This is a genomic window from Thiomicrorhabdus marina (assembly GCF_017571465.1).
GTDB classification, from domain to species: Bacteria; Pseudomonadota; Gammaproteobacteria; order Thiomicrospirales; family Thiomicrospiraceae; genus Thiomicrorhabdus; species Thiomicrorhabdus marina.
The window spans coordinates 37,315-56,716 of record NZ_JAGETV010000014.1 but is presented as its reverse complement, the minus strand read 5'-3'; the positions used below and the strand labels follow the sequence as shown (position 1 = coordinate 56,716).

Sequence of the window (19,402 nt, the reverse complement as noted above, 5' to 3'; positions counted from 1 at the left end):
TCACCTTAAACAAATTCCCCCTTGGTAAAATCACAATTATTTTCAGGAATACGAGCAAGGTTACCCGATGCCGTTTAATTTGCAGGCGATGCAGTCTAAAATGCCCCTAAAACAGGGGCAGATTATCAAAGGCTGAGGCATTTCCTCTGGATTGAACAGCCAACCGAATTTGCCGACCATTTACAGCAATGCCTACAGGACTAAAATATGCTGCTGCAAACCGAAACCGTGCAATGTCCATACTGCTGGAGTGAAATCGAAATCGTGCTTGACCCGAGCGACGAATCGAGCGAGTTTGTCGAAGACTGTTTTGTCTGCTGTCGGCCGATTCATTTTCATAAAATAATGAATTTTGACGGCAGCATCGAACTGCAAGCCATCCATGAGGACGAAGCCTATGACTGAGCAAACCAAACGCGATTTAAGTAGCTACCGCCAAAGGTATTTGCAGGGAGGGTTGGACGAAAACGAAGTGCCGAATAACCCGTTTGAGCTATTCGGTGAATGGTTCTCGCAAGCCGAAGAAGCCGGATTAATCGAGCCGAATGCAATGGTGGTGGCAACCGTCGATAGCGATGGCATGCCGTCAACTCGTACCGTTCTATTGAAGTATTTCGATGAAAGCGGCTTTGTCTTTTACACCAATTTCAGCAGTGAAAAGGCCAAGCACATTAGCGAGAACCCGAAGGTGAGTTTGCAATTTTTATGGCTCGGTTTGGAACGCCAAGTGAAAATCCAAGGGATTGCCGAAAAAGTTTCGACAGCCGAGTCACTCAAGTATTTCAGTAGTCGTCCGAAAGGCAGTCAAATCGGTGCCTGGGTCAGTAATCAAAGTGAAGTGATTTCCAGCAAGCAGTTGCTGTTGAATCAATATCAGAAAATGCTCGATAAATTCAAACATGGCGAAGTGCCGTTTCCGGATTTTTGGGGTGGTTATCGCATCAAACCGTTAAATATCGAATTCTGGCAAGGCGGCGATAACCGCTTGCATGACCGCGTGCAATACCGTCATAGCGAAGATGGGACGTGGCAAATCAGTCGTCTGGCACCGTAAGAAAGTCATGGAATCAGCCGCGCCAGAGATTGGCGCTGCGATAGTTTTTGATTCAGGAAATGTTTTGTCCGCTCTAGGCATGCCAACAAACCGTCGCCTTACTTAGCCAAAATTTGACTGTGCCTGAAGCTATTTAGGCTTGTTCTGCGTTTTCTTACGCTTCTTGTTGTAAACGACAACAATAACCGTAACCATGCACCGAATCGATTTTAAGTACGGAATGACTGTCTAAATTCAAACGTTTGCGAAGCTGGTTGATATGCGCATCAACGGTTCGGGTTTCCGGCAGGCTCTTCTTATCCCAAACATTACGCAAAAGATGCTCGCGCGACAAGGGAACATCAATATGTTGCAGCAGGTAGGCAATCAGTTTGATCTGAATTCGAGTCATCTCCAGCTGTTCGCCGTTCATAAAGACCTTCTGATTCAGGGTATCCACTTCCAAATCACCGGCCTTAACCCATAGCTGTTGCTGAACATCTATTCCGGCACGACGAATCATAGCTTGCGCGCGTGCGACTGTCTCAGACTGACGCAACGGCTTAATCAAATACTCATCAGCCCCCAATGAAAGTGCATTAACAACTTTATCTTCGTCTTCATAGATGCTCTGTACAATAATCGGCACCTGCCACTGCATTTCGTCGCGCACCAGATGAATCACTTCGTCAGCAGTACCATCCGGTAACTGCCAATCCAACATCAATAACGAAAAATTTTTCGCCGGCAAGACTGCTTTTAAATCGGTAAGATTAGAAAAATACTGATATTCCATACCAGCACTTTGAAAAGCACTCTTCAACACTTCCGCAGCTAAGGGGTCATCTTCCAAAATTGCAATGCAGTTTTTTTGTAATGACATACTGACTCAATTCCCGCTCTTAGGGAAACGCAGAACAAGTCCAAATGGCTTCAGGCAAAGTAAAATTTAGGCTAAACAAGGCGTCTCAAACGCTGCCTAGAATTTATCTCTTCAAACACCTCACTGAAGTCAATGGGGACTTATTCTGTGTTTCCTTAGTTATCAAATAGATTTTTTATTTTTATCGGCGTTGATTATACAAGCTAATTTACAAAGTAACAGTTGAATAAGTTCGAGTCGAAAAGTTTGCTTGCCGCCAATAAATTTTATGCACGAAATTGAAAATTTTGAAGTTGCTTTTGAGCTTTTTCCAGACTCGAAAATAACTGTTCTCGTACCTCTGACCACGGGATTTCCGAGACATCATCGGTTTCTTTTAACTGCTGCTGAATGTTTTTCAATTTCTCAATCAACTCAGTCGCACCAACCACCGAAGAAGAGCCGATAACACGATGCAAAATCTTACGTAATTCTTGCCGGTTACGTTCATCTTCAAGATCATCAAAGAGTTCATGCAATTTCGGCACAGTGTCCTGTATTGAATTGACAAAGAGATCGAACATTCGTTGCAAGGTTTCTTGTGAACCATCCAAGCGATACAACGCCTGCTCAATATCAAAACCGGGTAGAGAGAAATGACCTTTTGGCAAGGTTTTCGGCTCCTCTGCATGCTCAGAATCAACCTTAATACTCGGAGTAATCGACAGACTACTCACCAGTTGCAATAGCGCGGCTCTGTCAAAAGGTTTCAGTAAATAAGCATCCATTCCTGCCTGTTCAGCAGCTTTACGGTCAGACTGTTGCGAACTGGCGGTTAAGGCAATAATCGGAATATGCGGCAGTTCGAATAAATTACGAATCTGTTTCGTGGCGGCGATCCCATCTAAGACCGGCATCTGAATATCCATCAATACCAAATCGAACTGTGTCCCCCGCTCTTGCATGACCTGAACCGCTTCAACACCATCCTCAACCAAATCAACCGTCGCTCCCATTTTGCTGAGCATAATTTGCATGCTCTCCTGATTGAGCAAATTGTCTTCGGCCACCAAAATATTAAAGCCGTTCAAATCCTTGGCTGGTGCCGGTAAGTTCTCATCATCTGAGGGCAAAATTAAGGCTGCTTTATGCTCTAACTGTTTTGACGAATCGCCAATTTGTTCGAGACTATCCGCTTTCGGCAAAGTAACTTGGAAACTAAAGGTACTCCCCTGCCCGACCGCAGAGTTGACCTGCAACTGGGAATCCATCATCATCAATAATTGCTTACTGATGCTTAACCCCAAACCGACGCCAGATTCGGCTCGGGTATGAGAATTGTCAACCTGAGTAAACGGATCAAACAAGGTCGGCAAAATCGATTCGTCGATTCCAACACCGGTATCCTTCACACAACATTCCAGCGAGACCTCTCGATCTTTTTTGCTCAGCAAATTCAATTGCACTTCGACCGAACCCTTTTTGGTGTACTTAATCGCATTTGAAGTAATGTTCAGCAAAACCTGCAATAACCGCTTAGAATCGCCGACTAGATAATGCGGCAGCGAGGAGTCTAAATGGACCTGAAACGACAAGCCTTTCTTCTCCGCCTTATGTTGCAACTGCGACTTCAGTTGCGAAGCAAGATGTAGCACATCAAACGGTTTTTTCAAAAGCTCGACAGTACCGGCGTCAATTTTAGAAAAATCAAGAATATCGACTAATAAGTCCAGCAGGTGGTGCGAAGCCTGTTGCGCCTTATACACGTAATTACGTTGCTCTGCATTCAGTGCTGAATCCTCGACAAATTGTAAAAAGTTCATCGTTGCGTTTAACGGCGTACGAATCTCGTGCGACATATTTGCTAAGAACTGGCTTTTCGCCGCTGCCGCTTGTTCGGCCTCCTGCTTAGCTTGCAGCAATTCCTGTTCATAAATCTTTCGTTCAGTGATGTCTCGCGACATCGCGAAAAACACCTGTTTACCGGAGATATCAACTAATTTCAGTGTCACTTGTACATCGAGAATCGAGCCGTCTTTACGACGGTTTTTTGAGTCGAAAACAAGGGTATTATTTGGACGTTCGCGCAGGTTATGTAACACTTTCTGAATGCCTTTGGCGTCGAAATTCATTTCAAAATCGGCAACATTCAAATGGCCGACATCATTCTGTTCATAGCCGAGCATATCAAGGAAATAATGGTTAGCTTCAATCACCGTAGCGCTCTCATCAACCAGATGAATACCGTTACTGACGGTATCCATCAACGTATGTAAACGAACGCGTTCCGACTCGGCATACTCTTTAGAGCGAACTAGCTCTGCTTGCAACTCCTTAGCCAAAGTAATATCGCGCAGCGAACCGATATTCCGCCTTGGATTGCCTTTTGCATCCGGCTCCAAAAACAAACCGCTGGCACTGACCCAACGCGTTTGACCCTGTTCGGTCAATACTCGAAACTCAATTTGATACGGCTTATTTGAGGCCATATGCAGGTAAAAAGCTTGCATACAGCTGTTCTGGTCGGCTGGATGAATGAGTTCAATAAACTGCAATAGCGAAAAGTGTCCATCGATAGGTTTGACATGACCGATAATCTGATAGAAGGACGGCGAAAACTCAAAATCCCAATAGTCTCCGAAGCGCTTTGCTTGCCAAATTCCCTGTCCGGCAGCTTCAACCACTCGCGACAAAACTTGTTCCTTAGCGCTAATGACCTCTTCGGCTTTTTTCTGTTGACTAATATCCTTAATGACACAAAGCGCTTTTTTCGGATTACCTAAGTGGTCAAACTCAGTTACTTGGCAATTCTCCTGCACCCAACTCGGTTTCTCGCCGGAACGGAGTACCCGATATTGCAAATTTTCCAACGAAGTACCGCCTTTCGAAAACTCCGAGAACGCCTGTTGCACCTGAAAGCGGTCACGCTGGTCAATCAATTCGACAAACTCGGAAAAATGCAGATTACGGCGCTGGCCACTAATACCTAAAATCGCAAAAGTATGCTCCGACAGCTGAGCGCGTTCCTGCTCGAAATCAACCTCAATCAGACCGTCCATACTGATATTAAAGGCCGCCTCCAGTATGTGGTGTTCCTTTTCTAACTGCTGACTTTGTTGCGCTAATTTTTCTTTCTGTTCAATCAGCATTTGGTTACTGGCAAATAGGTTTTGTTGACTGGTGCGGCTGATAAAAATCGTAATTAACGCAAGCGTAAAAACAATAACCGCAGAGACCAAAGCATCCACAACCGTCCCCGCTTGGATACTATAGAAATAACCGATATAAGCGGCTTGTGCCACACCAATCAACAGCAACATAAGGCTATTGAAGTAAAGACCGCTGATCATCAAAGCCGTGACGAAAAAGCCGACCGCATATAGTGTGCTAGCGGACTCAAAACTGGCGACAACCCCCAAAGCCGTCAATAAAATCAGCAGTAAACTGGCGATAAGGGTCGGAGACAGATACTTGTTCCCAACCCATGCCGCTAATAACACCGCCAACATGACGCTATGCAAGACCATCGTTGAATGAAAGCCGGTTTCCTCAATGCGTAACCAAGAAAGCGGTACTAAAAGCAGCGCTGCCGCCACCAAGATACCCAAAAGACGGGTTAAAACCTGTTTTTGCGATTGCGCAAACCTATCCGGCAGCACGGTAGAAATCGGCATAAATCAATTCACTTAATCATAGAGAGAAGAGTACAGAACACTCGAGAAATTCAATTCTACTGAAAATACTCTCTCGAAAACCACAAATCAGGTCTTATTCTGTATTTCCTTAAGCTCGCTCACCAATTGCTGCAATTTTTCGTTTTCTCTGTAAGGGCTGGCCTGCCAAATTTCTTGCATATAGTCGCCAATCATCTGCTGTTCCTGTTGTACAAAGTCGGCAATGCCCTGAACAAACGGATTAACGGTCAGCCAATGCGAGGACTGCATCGGCACCGGAATAAAACCACGCGAGATTTTATGCTCGCCACCGGCTCCCGGTTCAAAACGTTGCAAACCATGCTGAATGGCGTACTCAATACCTTGATAGAAACAGGCTTCAAAATGTAAATGCTTGACTTGCTCAGCGCAACCCCAATGACGTCCGTACAACACATTGTTGGAACGAAACATTAAAGCGCCCGCGATATTTTTGCCGTCGCGTTGCGCCATCACTAACACAATATGCTCTGGCATGGTCTGGGCAATTTCTTGAAAAAATGCCAAATTCAGGGTCGGTGTCGACCATTTCTCTAGGAAGGTTTTTTGATAGAAAAAATCGAAATCCTGCCAATCTTGCTCACTCGCCTCAGTACCGGACATAACCCGAAAAGTAATATCATGCTCGGCAAGCTTACGGCGCTCTTGGCTGATGTTCTTGCGCTTTTTCGGTTTTAACGTAGCAAGGAAGTCATCAAAACTTCGGTAGTTTTGATTAAACCATTGAAATTGCACATCATGCCGCAAAATCACCTCTGACTGCTGCGCTAACTGTTGCTGCTCGTCACTGAATAAAATATGAGCGCCGCTATAGCCATTCTCAGTAGCGAAATTTTGTAGGTTCTCGACAATCTCGGCGTAAACCTGTTGCGCCTGTTTAGGATCAGCGGTAAGGCTACCAGCTAACAGAATTCGCGGCCCGCTAGCCGGTGTGTAGGGCGCTGCACTAACCAACTTTGGATAATAATTAAGACCGACGCTATCCCAAGCCTGCTGCCAAGCGTGGTCAAACACAAATTCGCCATAATTATTATGCTTCTCATACAAAACCATAGCGGCAACGAGCTCCTCGCCCTGATGAAAAAGCAGGTGTTTCGGAATCCAGCCATAGCGTTCACTGACGCAACCGTGGCGTTCTAAAGCATTAAGAAATTGATGTTGGATAAAGGGATTTTTGGAAGCGTGTAGCGCGTTCCATTGCTCGGCGGGAATATCAGCAATCGCCGACAGCACCTGCATTTGCAGAGCGCTATCAGCGGATAAATTAGCAGTGGATTCTGTCATCGGGTCGACTCAACAATTACCTTATGGAACCTCTGATTGAATCAAATTAAATTTCTGGCAACGCCAAATTTTTCAGGTCAAGGCGTGAAGTTGCAGGAATGTCTAGACCTTGCAAAACTTCGCAACGCAGAGATGACAAATTTGGCTAAGCCCCTATGGGCGAGGCTTCCATGTCCCCTGGCTTTTTAAAGTTTTGTGGGCAGGGGGTAGCCCGATTCTTTGTTGTTATGACCCTTGACCTTAGAGTAACTAAGGCCGGCGTGCCACGCCTAAAATAATCGAGCTAGAAGTCTCGCAGAATTTCAATTTGATTCAATCAGAGGTTCCTTATCGATAATTATAGTCTTGCCCGACAAGTTAATAAATCAAACGACCTTCGCGATAGTCTTGTAATGTCTGGCGCATCTCCTCTTCAGTGGTCATCACAAATGGGCCGCGATGTACAATCGGCTCGCCAATCGGTTCACCGGAAAAAACCAGTAAACGACTTCCAGCGGAACCCTGTAGTTGAACTTCATCCCCTTCATCAAACTTTACTAACTGCCCGGCTTTAACTTCATTCTGATCGTTAATTTTCACCGTTCCCGTCAAAACGAAAATCGCTAAACTGCTGTCCGACGTTTGCAAACGGATAGTACTGTCTTGTTGCCAATCCAAATCGGCAACGGTCGCTGCATTACTCAAACGATTAAACGAAGATTGTAACGACTGCTGTTCGACCTGTAATTGACCGGCCAGCACTTTGATCTGCACACCGGCAATTGACTGCCAAGTCAATTCGTCTGCCGAAACATCCTGATAACTCGGCTCGATAAACTTCTCCTCGTGCGGCACATTCAGCCAGAACTGGAAGCCCCATAGACCCTGCTCATCAATAAACGGTTTTTCGGCATGCTCGATACCGCGCGCAGTATGCATCCATTGCAAACCGCCGGCGCTAACTTGCGAGGCATTGCCCATTGAATCTTGATGCGCCATGCCGCCGTTAATCAGGTAACTAAAAGTCTGAATACCGCGATGCGGATGTACCGGAAAAGCGCCGACCTGATCGTCAGGATTGGCCTTAAGCTCGTCCAACATTAAAAACGGGTCTAGTTCGCCGCCGAACAAAGCATTGCGCTGCAAGGCAACACCGTCACCGTCCATCGCCGCTTGCGCCTGCCGGATAAATGCGATTTCTCTTAACATAACGCCTCCTTTCCGCGCTAACGGATTATGCAACCAAAGCGTCAATAGACTGTTGCGCCTTTTGCATTATCTGCTCAGCTTGACCGCTTGCCAAACCGGCTGCGTGAATAAAATGCAAATCGGTCAAACCAATAAAATTCAACATGGTTTGTAAATGCCCATCCAAATAATTTAGCTTAGCTGCTTCACCTTCGCGATAATCACCGCCGGAAGCCAACAGCAGATAAACCGGCTTGTCGGCCACCAATCCTTGCGGGCCGTTTTCGGTATAACGGAAAGTCACACCGGCACGCAAAATATAGTCAAAAAAGGTTTTCAATTGCGCCGGCATACCGAAGTTATACATCGGCACACTGATGGCGATAGCATCCGCCTGTTGCACCTTTTCAATCCAACTATTCGCTAAGGCAACATTGGCATTATCTTGCTGTTGCTGCTTATCACCGATAGAGGCTTGTAAAAAGGCTCCGTCAATCGGTTGCGGATTAATTTTCGCCAAGTCAATCTGTTCAACATTTTGCGGCACCAATTGCGCTAATAGATACTCTGCTAGCTGTCGCGAGCTGGAATTTTCCGAAGACTGTAAACTGGCATCCACTCTCAACAAAGTACCGATTTGTTTATTAGAAATTGGGGTATTCATAAAATTATCTCTTTTTAGTGTTTCCTTAGACGTTGATAGTTTAAAAAAAACAGTCATGACTAAAAAGCCGTTTTAGCGCATAATTAAACTGCAATAAATGCAGGAATAACCATTTCAAAAAGGATTGTAAATGCACGTTGAACAGCTGGAAATTTTTGTCGAAACCATACAGTTGGGAAGTTTTGCCGCTGTGGCCGAGAAACGCCGACTGAATGCGACCTCTGTATCTCGTAGCGTGCAGAATCTGGAAAAACAGTTAGGCATAAAACTATTGCAACGCAGTACCCGCAAGCTGACCTTAACCGAGGCAGGAGAAATTTATTTTCAACAAGTACAACCAATTTTACAGCGTCTCAATCAAGCGCAGCAGCAAGCGCAGGATATTAAACAGACCTTACAGGGAACTTTACGCGTAACTACTCCGATAGGCTTTGCCGAGAGTCAGTTAGTCCCGTTGATACCGAAGTTTCGCAAGCAACATCCAGAGTTGAAACTGGAGCTATTGATTACCGACGAATGTTTAGATCTGCTACAACAAAAAATCGATGTCGGTATCCGCATCGGTAATATCGAAGAGGACAATTGGGTCGCCAAACCGTTATTAGAGCTCTGTTTTATTGCTTGTGCCTCTGTGGAGTTTTTACACAATCACCGAATCGAACAGCCGCAAGATTTGCAGACTGTCCCTTGCATCGGTTTAATCCCTCACCCAAATGCGCAACACTGGTGTTTCAAAAAAACGCAAACCGACACTTTACTCGAAGAAATCTGGGTCAACCAAGAGCTCTTGGCAACCCATGAACAAGCTGCCAAACAACTGTGTCTGGCAGGACAAGGCGTGGCGCTGTTGCCACACTGGCTCGTTGAACAAGAAATTCACGACGGCAAATTACAAGAAGTATTAAGCGACTATCAAGGCTTTTACCAGCAGTCGGAAGCAAAGATTTGGATTACCTATCCGAATCGTGAGTATGTGCCCGCCAAAAGCCGTGCTTTTATCAATTTTCTTGAACAGGAGTTTCGCTAACCGGTTCCAGTCCGGCAATTGCTTCCAACCGTTGCACGCATTGCTCTTCGTCAATCATATTCAGATTTTCGATATGAATGACAACTCCGTTTTGCGCCTCAAACTCGGCCAATAACTGTTCTTGCTGCTTGAGATGAATCGAATCTCGATGGATCAAAATAAAGACACCGCTCTTAATAAAGAAACAGAGTGAAGTAGGATAGGCCGGTTTAATCAAAGTGCCTAAATTTGTATAGCGTTTTTCTAACTCCGCAGCTTGCATGCCTTCAGCCTGAATAGTCAACACCTGTAAAGCTTTAATGCTTTGACCGACAAAATGATTCTCCAATAGGATTGCCAAATAGCTTTCGTTCAGCAGACCGGTAAGCTGGTCTTTAAAGTAATAAGCCATGCGTTCGTAATCCGGCCCACTGACAGGCAGCTGCGATTCGGTAGCCTCTAACGAAACCTCTTGCAGGACTTTCTTCGCGACATTAACGACGCTCGGATCAAAATGACTGCCTTTACCACGCTCTAATTCCTGAATTGCTTGCTGTATGTTTAGCTTAGATTTGTAAATACGGTGCGAAGTCATGGCATCAAATGCATCGGCCACTGTCATAATCCGCGCCAGTAAAGGAATTTCTTCACCTTTCAGTCCGAACGGATAACCGGAACCGTCGTATTTCTCGTGATGATAGAGCATGATTTCTTTCAATTCTTTAAAGAACTCCAACTTATCAAGCACCTCTGCGCCAACAGTGACATGATCTTTGATAATGGCGAACTCTTCATCGTTCAAACGCCCCGGTTTGAGCAAAATCGAATCCGGCGTGACAATTTTGCCAATATCGTGCAACATTGCCGCTTCGGTGATGTCACTGATGGCTTTCTGATCCAAGCCCATCTTTTCAGCAATTAAACGCGAATACGCCGACACCCGACGAGTGTGGCCTGCAGTATAGGCATCACGTTTCTCCATCAGCTCAACCATCGCAAAAATCATCTCTTTATAATTTGAGACTTTCTCTTGCAATACTTGCTCGTATTTTTCTTTGCGCTTTAATGACAAAATCGCCTGCGAAATGGTTTGCCCTAATTCCTTAAAGAGAATTCGCTCTTCAGCGAGATTTTGTTCATGCGAAGTTAGGATCGTCAAATAACCAAAAATATCAATAACGCTCGCTTCTGAGCTGAGCGGAATCAACACGGCAGTATTAATATGATTGCGGCGGATAAACTCAATAATCGGTTGGGCATAAGCATGTTCATCGATATTTTTGATAATCACAATGTCACCGTTATGGATTCGCTCTTCTATACCATTGCTTTTCTCCATGAGTTCATAAAAGCGCTGAATGTTTTGGATTTGCATTCCCTGACGAATGACCGAACGCGACAAGGCAACCTGTAAATCATCGTTAAAGGTTTTGATGTGCGCAAAATGGTAATGTTCATGCAAGGTTAGGCGCTCGCAGCTCTCATACAAAAGATTATCAATCTTCTCGGCGACATTCAGATGCTCGCTGACCGTAAAAATGGTTTCCAAAACCCGTTTGATATAAAGTTCTTTTTGCAGCGAAAATTCAATTTGCTTGGTACGCTCGATAACCTTCTCTTCCAGCAACAGTTTCTGTTTATTAAGCCAAGCGTGATGTTGACGAAGAAACAAAGCAACCGCAAGCAACACGGTCAGGATCAACGTGGTGAGTATCACGTTGTAAGTTAAACGGCTATAGAGCGCCAATAACGCTTTATCTTGGTGAATGCTGTAGATGTAAGCCAACTTTTTGCCGGCAACATTTTCAATCGGAATAAATTGTGCCACCGTAGCATTGAAACTGGACTGCTAAAAATGACCTATCACTTCGCTAACAGGCTGACGAAATTCAAGTTTTTTATTCAATTCCTTGTTCTTGACCAGTTCGGAGACATAAGGGTTATCCAGTTGACAGGAGTCATTCTGCAAGCCTTTATCGATGGCGAATTTTTCACCAAACGGACTGCTCATATAATTACCCCGCTCGTCCGCAAAAAGCTTTTTACCGATTACTTCGCTATCAAGAATAAAGCAGTAGATGCCCCCATAGACATCTTTCAAAGAGTCTATTAATGCAGCCATGGAAACACTGATTTCTACACTGCCTAAGTGTCGGCCATTGTCGATAATAGGGTAAACGAAACGATAGCCATTAAAGATTCTGCCTTCTTCAAAACCTTGCACAGTGACTTTTTTCTGATTGGCTTTTTGCACCGAATGGCGTACATCAAATAATGGGTCGCCATACTTGTTCGGGCGATGCATACGCAAGAAACTTCGGCCATCCGGTAAATGGAAATGGAGCTGGCGAACATTGGCAACTTGTTGCAAATTACGATATTCGTCAATCAATAGAAGATAAAGTTGATCATGGAGTTGTTCGAATTGCTGCTGATCAGCCCCCTCAACTTGCCTGAGGATATTCAGTACATCAGCCTGCATGATTGTATTCTTAAAGGTTATCTGACTGTTAATTTGATAACCGAGAATCACTTCATTTAGATGCTTCTTCTCAAGCTGAAAATTTTTGCTCAATTCATTTCGCACATCCTTCTGGAAACCACTACCCAGATAGGCAACGGCCGAACTTAACAAAAGCACAAAAACCAATGCGATACGAATCATCAATAATCACCTAATTTAGAACATTAGATAACTATCCATTTATACCACAGCAAAAGTGATGTTTTTTTACTTTGCCGAAATTATGAATTGAATTAATGATTCAGAATAAATGTTATTTTTATCAACTTTGATGTAAAAATTAACTGGCCACTCGCATATCCAGCAAGGCGCGACCACTTCCAGAAGCTTGCGAACCTTTAACCACCTCCGCTTGGAACTGGTCGATTAAACTGATGACTTGATTGACCATTTCTTCAATCTTATCGGCCATTTGATTAGCACCATCATGATCGCCAATTTCTTTATGTTGGAAAATTTTTCCAATATAGGCGTGGTAATTATCATGCGACTGTTGCAAGGAGTGGAACACCGGATTACTTGAGTACTGCTGGCCGGCACTTGCTAACCATTTACCGAGTTCACAGACTTTTGGATCAGTCATACGCTTATCCAAATTGGTGGTGTGCGCATCACTGATCAGACTGCGAATCTTGACACGATTAGAGCGGTGCGCTCGCTTGGCCGCCTCAAAATCAAAACCTAATTCCATACCTGCTAAAGAACTATTTTCACTGCCGACTAAGGTGAAATTACCCACATTACCGATTAATAATTCCGCGGAACGCTCCAACTCTTCAGCGGTAGAAGACGTTTGTTCGACCATCGCCGCATTCTGCTGAACATTGGAATCCATCGCCGCAATCGCCTGATTAACTTGTACAATACCAGAACTTTGCTCAGCGCTAGAATCGGCAATTTGCTCGACAAAACGACTAACTTCATGAATCGACTCAATCATCTCTTGCATCGATTTACCGGCCATCTCAATATTCTCGGTTCCTGTGGAGATTTTATTGACGGTATCATCAATCAAGACACGAATATCATTCGCAGCAGTGGCTGACTTCTGAGCCAAACTTCTCACTTCGCCGGCAACAACAGCAAAACCTCGTCCATGTTCCCCAGCACGAGCTGCTTCAACAGCCGCATTTAAAGCCAAAAGATTGGTCTGAAAAGCAATCGAATCGATCAATTCAATAATGTTATGGATTTTCTGACTGGACTCGCGAATCGCCTCCATCGAGGAAATACCTTCCTGCATGACATCAGAGCTACCAATCGCCGATTGTACGGTTTCTTTGGTTAATTTTGCTGCTTCACGTGCATGTTCAGCACTCTGTTTTACACCGGCAGTCATCTGCTCCATACTCGCCGCCGTTTCTTCCAGAGAAGCCGCCTGCTGCTGAGTTCGATCATTCAAATCTCGGCTGCCTTGCGAGATATGCACCGCGCCATTTTCGACACCCTGCGCCGCATTTTTAGTCTGCAACATCATCGAATTAAGGTTCTCAACAGCGACGTTCAAACTCTCTTTCAGTAGCGCAAATCGTCCTTGATAAGGCGCCTCAATCGAATAGGTCAAATCGCCTTGCTCCAATGCGGCAGCCAAAGAGATGGCATCATTCATCGGCGGTTCAATAGAATCCAACAATTGATTAATTTTTTCACCTAGAATCTGTGCAACACCTTCTAGTTCAGAAAGGTCTATGCGCTGATCAAGCAGCCCCTCTTTAGCAGACTGCACCACTGAACCAACGTGCTCGACCAACTGTTTTTCTGCCGTTTTATCTTGCCACTCAACCACCGTATTGACATGATCGCCGTTGCGGTTAAATACGGGAATAATCTGTAAACCGAGATACAAACCGGCGACCTTGATTTCGGTGTAGGTCGATTCTTTGAAACTCTGAATCATCTGGCGGTTATGCGCCGGATTCTTATGAAAAATATCAATATTGACGCCAATCAGGTTGTCGGCATCAAAATTCGGCAAGGCTTCTTTCAACTTGGCTTCACGTGCTTTCAGAAACTTCTGCATATGTTCATTCATATAAGAGATTTCCAGCTTGCGATTGGCAATCATAATATTGGTACTGATTTGATCAATCGCTACTTTGAGTTGTTTATGCTGATCCAATTCATGCAGTGCTTGCTCGCTTTTAGCACGTGTTGCCACCGACACCGAGCGCATCGCGCCCAAAAGCTTACCGGAAATCGAATCCGGATTGAATTCGCCAAAATCAACCTCTTCGTGGTTAGCAATCCTATGCATCAACACGCGCCCGAATTCGTTACGTTGCATATACCACCACATAAACAGCAAGGTCGGAATCAATCCCATCAGCGCATACATTAACGGCGTTGACGGACTAATATCATTGGCCCACGCAAACACTTGAGTTGGTAGCAAATAGAGCATCGACATCAATAACATCACTTGCGTAACCGGCTTGAATGAAGACATTGGATTAAACTTACTCCAATCAAAACCGTGTCGGTAATTACCGAATTTCAATGTGCCTTTACCATTGCGCAAATCATCATAAATCAAAGTACCGGCAGCCTTTTCTTCAGCATTGATCGTGCTTCGCACCGACATATAACCATAGATTTCCCCCTCATTGAATAGAGGAGTGACATTCGCTTTCACCCAATAAAAACCGCCATCGGCGCGACGATTCTTGACTAACTGCGACCAGGGATGACCTTTCTGCAAAGTTCGCCACATATCCGCAAAAACGACTTCCGGAACATCTGGATGGCGAATCATATTATGCGGCTGACCAATCAATTCATCGCGTTCATAACCACTGGCAATTTGAAAAGCATCATTACAATCGGTAATAGTACCGTGCAAATCTGTTTGTGAAACAAGAGAGACACCGTTTGGAATTAAATATTCTTCATTGGTGACGGGTAAATTCTGGCGCATCGTTCTAACCTCGTACATGCTCATCATAGTTAACCAGTTAAATCTTATTATCTTTACCAGTAAACTAAGTACAAAAACCTAGGTAAATACACTATACCCACAAGAAGCATTTAGCAAGTCATAAAATAATTACAATTACTTATTAAGGTAGGGTTATTGATTAAATAAATCTATTCTTAGAATGTAAAAAACCGCTTTTCTATCGCGAATCGAAAATTCATTCAAAAGACAAAAGGCGCCAGCACAACCCAAATGGAAAAACTTAAAATCTAAAAAGCCTCTTTATCAATCTCTATCGATATTGCCTAATAACCACAATAGAGAACGAGAAAGACTCAATGAATGCAGAACTCAACTTACAAAAGCTGGTGAACCAACTACAACAACTACCAAGATTACCGGAACAAATGCCAGTGTTGTTTGTCGGTCACGGCAATCCGATGAACGCGATCAGTGATAACCCTTTTACCCAAAGCTGGCACAGCATCGGCAATGCTTTACCAAAACCCAAAGCGATTCTATCCGTTTCAGCGCACTGGTTAACCCATGGCAACACGCTGGTACATGCTTCCAAACAGCCACAAACCATCCACGATTTTTACGGTTTTCCTGAAGAACTTTTTGCCCAGAAGTATCCTTGTTCCGGCTCACCTGAACAGGCTCACCAGACGCAAAAATTAGCCCCGGACATCATTAGCGAAACCGACGAATGGGGCTTAGATCACGGCACTTGGTCGGTATTGCTGTCAATGTTTCCGGACGCCGATGTTCCGGTATATCAGATCAGTATCGATTACCGCAAAGCGCCGCCATTTCATTATCAATTAGCTCAACGTCTGCAAGATTTGCGTAAACGCGGCGTACTGGTCATCGCCAGTGGCAATTTGGTGCACAACTTACAAAAACTGCAGTGGAATAATGCTGAACCCTTCGATTGGGCTTTGGAGTTTAACCAAATCGTAAAAGAAGCGCTGGCCGACTTTGACGACCAGAGACTGGTGAACTTTTCCAATTTCGGCGCTCTGGGGAAAATGGCACATCCGAGTTACGATCACTATTTACCGTTACTGTATGCTTTGGGGTTACGCAGCCAACAAGACGAAATCCATTTTTTCAACAATGTGATTGATATGAGCTCGGTGTCGATGTTGTCATTTATCTACCTACCGCGAAAAGTCTAGACAAGACAGAAAACGACCACTTCTTGCAGCCCATCAAGTAAAAAACCGCACCGAACACGCTTTCCGAGATTATGATTAAAGTTCGGACACATTTTTTTCAAGTCCTTATCAACAACCGAGTTGCCGAACCGCTATGCACACCAAACAACTGCCACAAGTTGCCGAGGAGGAAGAATACTATCAATTTCTCTCCTCGCTTCCGACCGCTATCGCAGTGGCGTATTTTGACACTGGAATAATCAAATACGTCAACCCGTTAGCCGAGCAACTGTTTGCGCGTGAACAGCAACAACTTATTGGCAAACATCAAAGCATCATTCACCCGCCGCTGACCAGCGAAACGCCGAACACCTTCTTACAACACCAAAAAATTCTCGAACAAGAAGGTCGAATTGAAAGCATTGAAAATAGTATTTTGCGGCCGGACGGAAGTACATTGCATGTCGAAATCACCACCAACTTAATTATGATTGGCGGCGAACGTTACATGGTCGGCGTTTTCAGCAATACCGAAAAACGTTTTCAGGCACAGCAGGCTTTGCAACGAAAATCCAACGAATTTGCAGCGCTTTTCGAAAACTCGCAAATCGGAATTATGCTCCTCAAAGAGGATCAAATCTTACATCTGGCAAATCAACATCTGGCGGATATTTTCGGCTACCCATCCGCTGACGCCATGTTTGGCATTTCTATGCGCGAACTACACCTATCTGAAAATCACTTTGAAACCTTTGGCATAGAGAACTACCAAACGCTCTCCTATCATAAAAACATGCACATCGAATATCCGCTACGTAAAAAAAATGGCGATACCGTCTGGTGTCGAATCAGCGGCAAGGCTTTAGATAAAAATACTCCAGCCAATTTGGCCAAAGGCGTGATTTGGGTAGTCGACGATATCTCCGATATAAAAACGGCTCAAGAAGCGATACAACAAGAACGTGATCTCTTCAAAAACGGCCCAACCGTAGTTATCCAATGGCGGGCGGAAAAAAATTGGCCTGTCGATTTTGTCTCCGCCAATATTGTTAATGTGCTCGGCTATACGCAATACGAATTACTGAACAACGCACAATTCGGTTTTTATGACCTGCTCCATCCAGACGATAAAGAGCGCGTCATACAGGAAGCCAAACAACATTTTTCCGAACAAACCACCAACTTTGAGCAGTCTTATCAAATACGAAGTAAATCCGGTAACTACCGCTATATTTATGACTTTAATCAAGTCGTTTACGATGCCCAAGGCGCAGTGAAAAGTTGGTACGGCTATTTGCAAGATATGACCGATTATCTTCAGGCTCAAGAGATTAGTACGCTACTTTTAAACAGTACCAGTGAAGGCATTTTCGGAATTGATAAGAACGGCACGACGACCTTTATCAATCCGGCCGGAGCGAAAATGCTTGGTTATCGGGAAGAAGATTTAATCGGCCATCCAAATCATGCGCTAATTCACCATTCCAAAGAATCCGGCGAGCCTATTCCAACTCACCAGTGTCGGATGATGCTACCGATTAAAACCGGAAACGATGAATTTGTCAGCGACGAAGTACTTTGGCGTAAAGACGGTTCAAACTTTCCGGTGGAATACCGCAGCACTCCAATTTTCCGTAAAAACGATATTATTGGCACCGTAGTGACTTTCCACGATATTTCATATCGTCGAGAGCAAGAGCAGAAAATCCAACACCTGGCATTTCATGATGAATTAACCGGCTTACCGAATCGCCGTTTATTTAATGACCGTTTGGAAGAAGAGTTAAAACGCGAAAAGAGAACCAGCAATCGCGCGATGCTCATGATGCTGGATGTCGATCACTTCAAAGATATTAACGACACCTTCGGTCACCCAATTGGCGATCATCTTCTAAAGGAGATTACCCATCGCATCATCGAAGTCTTGCGTGACAGCGATACTTTTGCTCGTCTTGGCGGCGATGAATTCGGGATTCTGATTACTCATGAAACGAGTGGTGTCGAGGCAGTGCAAATTGCAGAACGCATCTTGGAGCTTTTCAAGACACCTTTTGAAATACAAGACATCCAAATTTCTGTCAGTACCAGTATCGGCATCGTTTTTTGCGAACCGATTTTCAGCAAAGAAGAAGTCGTTACCCAAGCCGATATTGCCTTGTACCAAGCAAAAGACAGCGGCCGCAATAACTACGTGTTCTATGAAAGTGAAATGTCCAATCGCGTCAAACATGAAGTGCAAATTCTCAGCGAACTTAATCAAGCCATTTCTGAGAAATCGTTTCAAATTTTTTACCAACCTAAAATCGATACCCTGAGCGAGCGAGTGGTTGGCTTGGAAGCCTTAATTCGTTGGTTCCCACAGAGTGAACAAGCACAAAGTATGAGTTCACCTGCGGTGTTCATTCCAATTGCTGAATCGCGCGGCTTGATCCGTGAAATCACCTTATGGCAGGTCGGCCAATTGGTACAGGACATTCAAACCTTACAGGAGAACGGATTTCATGACCGAGTATCGATTAATATTTCCGGCGAACTACTCAGCCATATCGAAAATCTCGTTGAGTTCTTGGAAGTCATCGAACACAGCGAACTGAGCTTCGAACAACTCGATTTTGAAATTACCGAAACTGCCTACAGCAAGATGTCAGCGTCGGTTAGTGCGATACTGGAAAGTGCACAAAGCAATGGTTTAGCACTGAGCATCGACGATTTTGGTACGGGCTATTCTTCACTGATTTCACTGCGTCAATTTCAAGCCAACCATCTAAAAATAGACAAAGCATTCATTGACGAAATCCATCGTAAAAAAGACGATTTTGCCATTGTTTCCGCAACCATTCTGATGGCACACGGTCTCGGCAAAAAAGTGATCGCCGAAGGCGTCGAAACAGAACAACAATTTCGCGCTCTACGGCGCCTCAAATGCGATTTTATTCAAGGCTACTATTTTGCCAAACCGATGCCTTTACAAGAGATTTGTGAGTTCATTAAGTAAGGCTCAATGTAAATAGGAAATGAGGTGCCGTTTAACCTGTGTTGCTATTAAAGCCTGCACGCAGGTCGTACGAGAGAAAT

Annotated in this window: 13 protein-coding genes; 5 read left to right on the top strand and 8 right to left on the bottom strand. The window is 44.4% G+C overall.

What is annotated here, in order from left to right:
- The first annotated feature begins 207 nt into the window (after window positions 1–207).
- Window positions 208–405 carry a CPXCG motif-containing cysteine-rich protein gene (locus J3998_RS08580; RefSeq protein WP_243750665.1) on the top strand — a complete coding sequence of 66 codons (198 nt, stop codon included), beginning with the start codon at window positions 208–210 and terminating at the stop codon, window positions 403–405.
- Window positions 398–1,054, top strand: coding sequence for a pyridoxamine 5'-phosphate oxidase (gene pdxH, locus J3998_RS08575; RefSeq protein ID WP_208150121.1), 657 nt, complete (start codon window positions 398–400; stop codon window positions 1,052–1,054). The genes J3998_RS08580 and pdxH overlap by 8 nt, the downstream gene beginning before the upstream one ends.
- Before the next feature lie 154 nt (window positions 1,055–1,208).
- Here the strand turns inward: pdxH and J3998_RS08570 are convergent, their stop codons facing one another.
- From J3998_RS08570 to J3998_RS08550, 5 genes are all read right to left on the bottom strand, one after another.
- On the bottom strand, window positions 1,209–1,916 hold the full coding sequence (locus J3998_RS08570; protein ID WP_208150120.1) for a response regulator transcription factor: 708 nt from the start codon (window positions 1,914–1,916) through the stop codon (window positions 1,209–1,211).
- A 266-nt stretch (window positions 1,917–2,182) separates the two neighbouring features.
- Complete coding sequence (locus tag J3998_RS08565; RefSeq protein WP_208150110.1) at window positions 2,183–5,569, bottom strand: PAS domain-containing hybrid sensor histidine kinase/response regulator; 3,387 nt, start codon at window positions 5,567–5,569, stop codon at window positions 2,183–2,185.
- 87 nt (window positions 5,570–5,656) lie between these two features.
- Entirely contained in the window at window positions 5,657–6,892 is a 1,236-nt protein-coding gene (locus J3998_RS08560) for a GNAT family N-acetyltransferase (protein WP_243750664.1), read from the bottom strand.
- A 357-nt stretch (window positions 6,893–7,249) separates the two neighbouring features.
- Window positions 7,250–8,080, bottom strand: a complete 831-nt coding sequence (locus J3998_RS08555; RefSeq protein ID WP_208150108.1) for a pirin family protein — start codon at window positions 8,078–8,080, stop codon at window positions 7,250–7,252.
- 25 nt (window positions 8,081–8,105) lie between these two features.
- Window positions 8,106–8,723: an FMN-dependent NADH-azoreductase gene (locus J3998_RS08550; protein WP_208150098.1), complete on the bottom strand. Its 618-nt coding sequence runs from the start codon at window positions 8,721–8,723 to the stop codon at window positions 8,106–8,108.
- Between the two features lie 130 nt (window positions 8,724–8,853).
- Between J3998_RS08550 and J3998_RS08545 the strand changes: the two genes are divergently transcribed.
- The gene (locus J3998_RS08545; protein WP_208150096.1) at window positions 8,854–9,750 is read left to right on the top strand and encodes a LysR family transcriptional regulator; all 897 of its coding nucleotides are present in this window, start codon (window positions 8,854–8,856) and stop codon (window positions 9,748–9,750) included.
- Here the strand turns inward: J3998_RS08545 and J3998_RS13500 are convergent.
- The 3 genes from J3998_RS13500 to J3998_RS08530 all read right to left on the bottom strand — a co-directional run bounded on the left by J3998_RS13500 (window position 9,722) and on the right by J3998_RS08530 (window position 15,167).
- Complete coding sequence (locus J3998_RS13500) at window positions 9,722–11,557, bottom strand: HD domain-containing phosphohydrolase (RefSeq protein WP_208150094.1); 1,836 nt, start codon at window positions 11,555–11,557, stop codon at window positions 9,722–9,724. The genes J3998_RS08545 and J3998_RS13500 overlap by 29 nt on opposite strands.
- Window positions 11,558–11,578: 21 nt before the next feature.
- Window positions 11,579–12,394: a cache domain-containing protein gene (locus J3998_RS08535; RefSeq protein WP_208150092.1), complete on the bottom strand. Its 816-nt coding sequence runs from the start codon at window positions 12,392–12,394 to the stop codon at window positions 11,579–11,581.
- Window positions 12,395–12,533: 139 nt separating this feature from the next.
- On the bottom strand, window positions 12,534–15,167 hold the full coding sequence (locus tag J3998_RS08530) for a methyl-accepting chemotaxis protein (protein ID WP_208150089.1): 2,634 nt from the start codon (window positions 15,165–15,167) through the stop codon (window positions 12,534–12,536).
- Window positions 15,168–15,505: 338 nt separating this feature from the next.
- Between J3998_RS08530 and ygiD the strand changes: the two genes are divergently transcribed.
- Together ygiD and J3998_RS08520 are read left to right on the top strand one after the other, a co-directional pair.
- Window positions 15,506–16,348, top strand: a complete 843-nt coding sequence (gene ygiD / locus J3998_RS08525; RefSeq protein WP_208150088.1) for a 4,5-DOPA-extradiol-dioxygenase — start codon at window positions 15,506–15,508, stop codon at window positions 16,346–16,348.
- Between the two features lie 133 nt (window positions 16,349–16,481).
- Window positions 16,482–19,322 (top strand): sensor domain-containing protein, encoded by a 2,841-nt coding sequence (locus tag J3998_RS08520; RefSeq protein WP_208150086.1) that lies wholly within the window; start codon window positions 16,482–16,484, stop codon window positions 19,320–19,322.
- Window positions 19,323–19,402 lie beyond the last annotated feature (80 nt).

Excerpts from the sequence above, each read along its gene's own strand:
- J3998_RS08580 (WP_243750665.1), top strand. The coding sequence starts at position 208 with ATGCTGCTGCAAACCGAAACCGTGCAATGTCCATACTGCTGGAGTGAA.
- pdxH (WP_208150121.1), top strand. The coding sequence starts at position 398 with ATGACTGAGCAAACCAAACGCGATTTAAGTAGCTACCGCCAAAGGTAT.
- J3998_RS08570 (WP_208150120.1), bottom strand. The coding sequence starts at position 1,916 with ATGTCATTACAAAAAAACTGCATTGCAATTTTGGAAGATGACCCCTTA.
- J3998_RS08565 (WP_208150110.1), bottom strand. The coding sequence starts at position 5,569 with ATGCCGATTTCTACCGTGCTGCCGGATAGGTTTGCGCAATCGCAAAAA.
- J3998_RS08560 (WP_243750664.1), bottom strand. The coding sequence starts at position 6,892 with ATGACAGAATCCACTGCTAATTTATCCGCTGATAGCGCTCTGCAAATG.
- J3998_RS08555 (WP_208150108.1), bottom strand. The coding sequence starts at position 8,080 with ATGTTAAGAGAAATCGCATTTATCCGGCAGGCGCAAGCGGCGATGGAC.
- J3998_RS08550 (WP_208150098.1), bottom strand. The coding sequence starts at position 8,723 with ATGAATACCCCAATTTCTAATAAACAAATCGGTACTTTGTTGAGAGTG.
- J3998_RS08545 (WP_208150096.1), top strand. The coding sequence starts at position 8,854 with ATGCACGTTGAACAGCTGGAAATTTTTGTCGAAACCATACAGTTGGGA.
- J3998_RS08535 (WP_208150092.1), bottom strand. The coding sequence starts at position 12,394 with ATGATTCGTATCGCATTGGTTTTTGTGCTTTTGTTAAGTTCGGCCGTT.
- J3998_RS08530 (WP_208150089.1), bottom strand. The coding sequence starts at position 15,167 with ATGCGCCAGAATTTACCCGTCACCAATGAAGAATATTTAATTCCAAAC.
- ygiD (WP_208150088.1), top strand. The coding sequence starts at position 15,506 with ATGAATGCAGAACTCAACTTACAAAAGCTGGTGAACCAACTACAACAA.
- J3998_RS08520 (WP_208150086.1), top strand. The coding sequence starts at position 16,482 with ATGCACACCAAACAACTGCCACAAGTTGCCGAGGAGGAAGAATACTAT.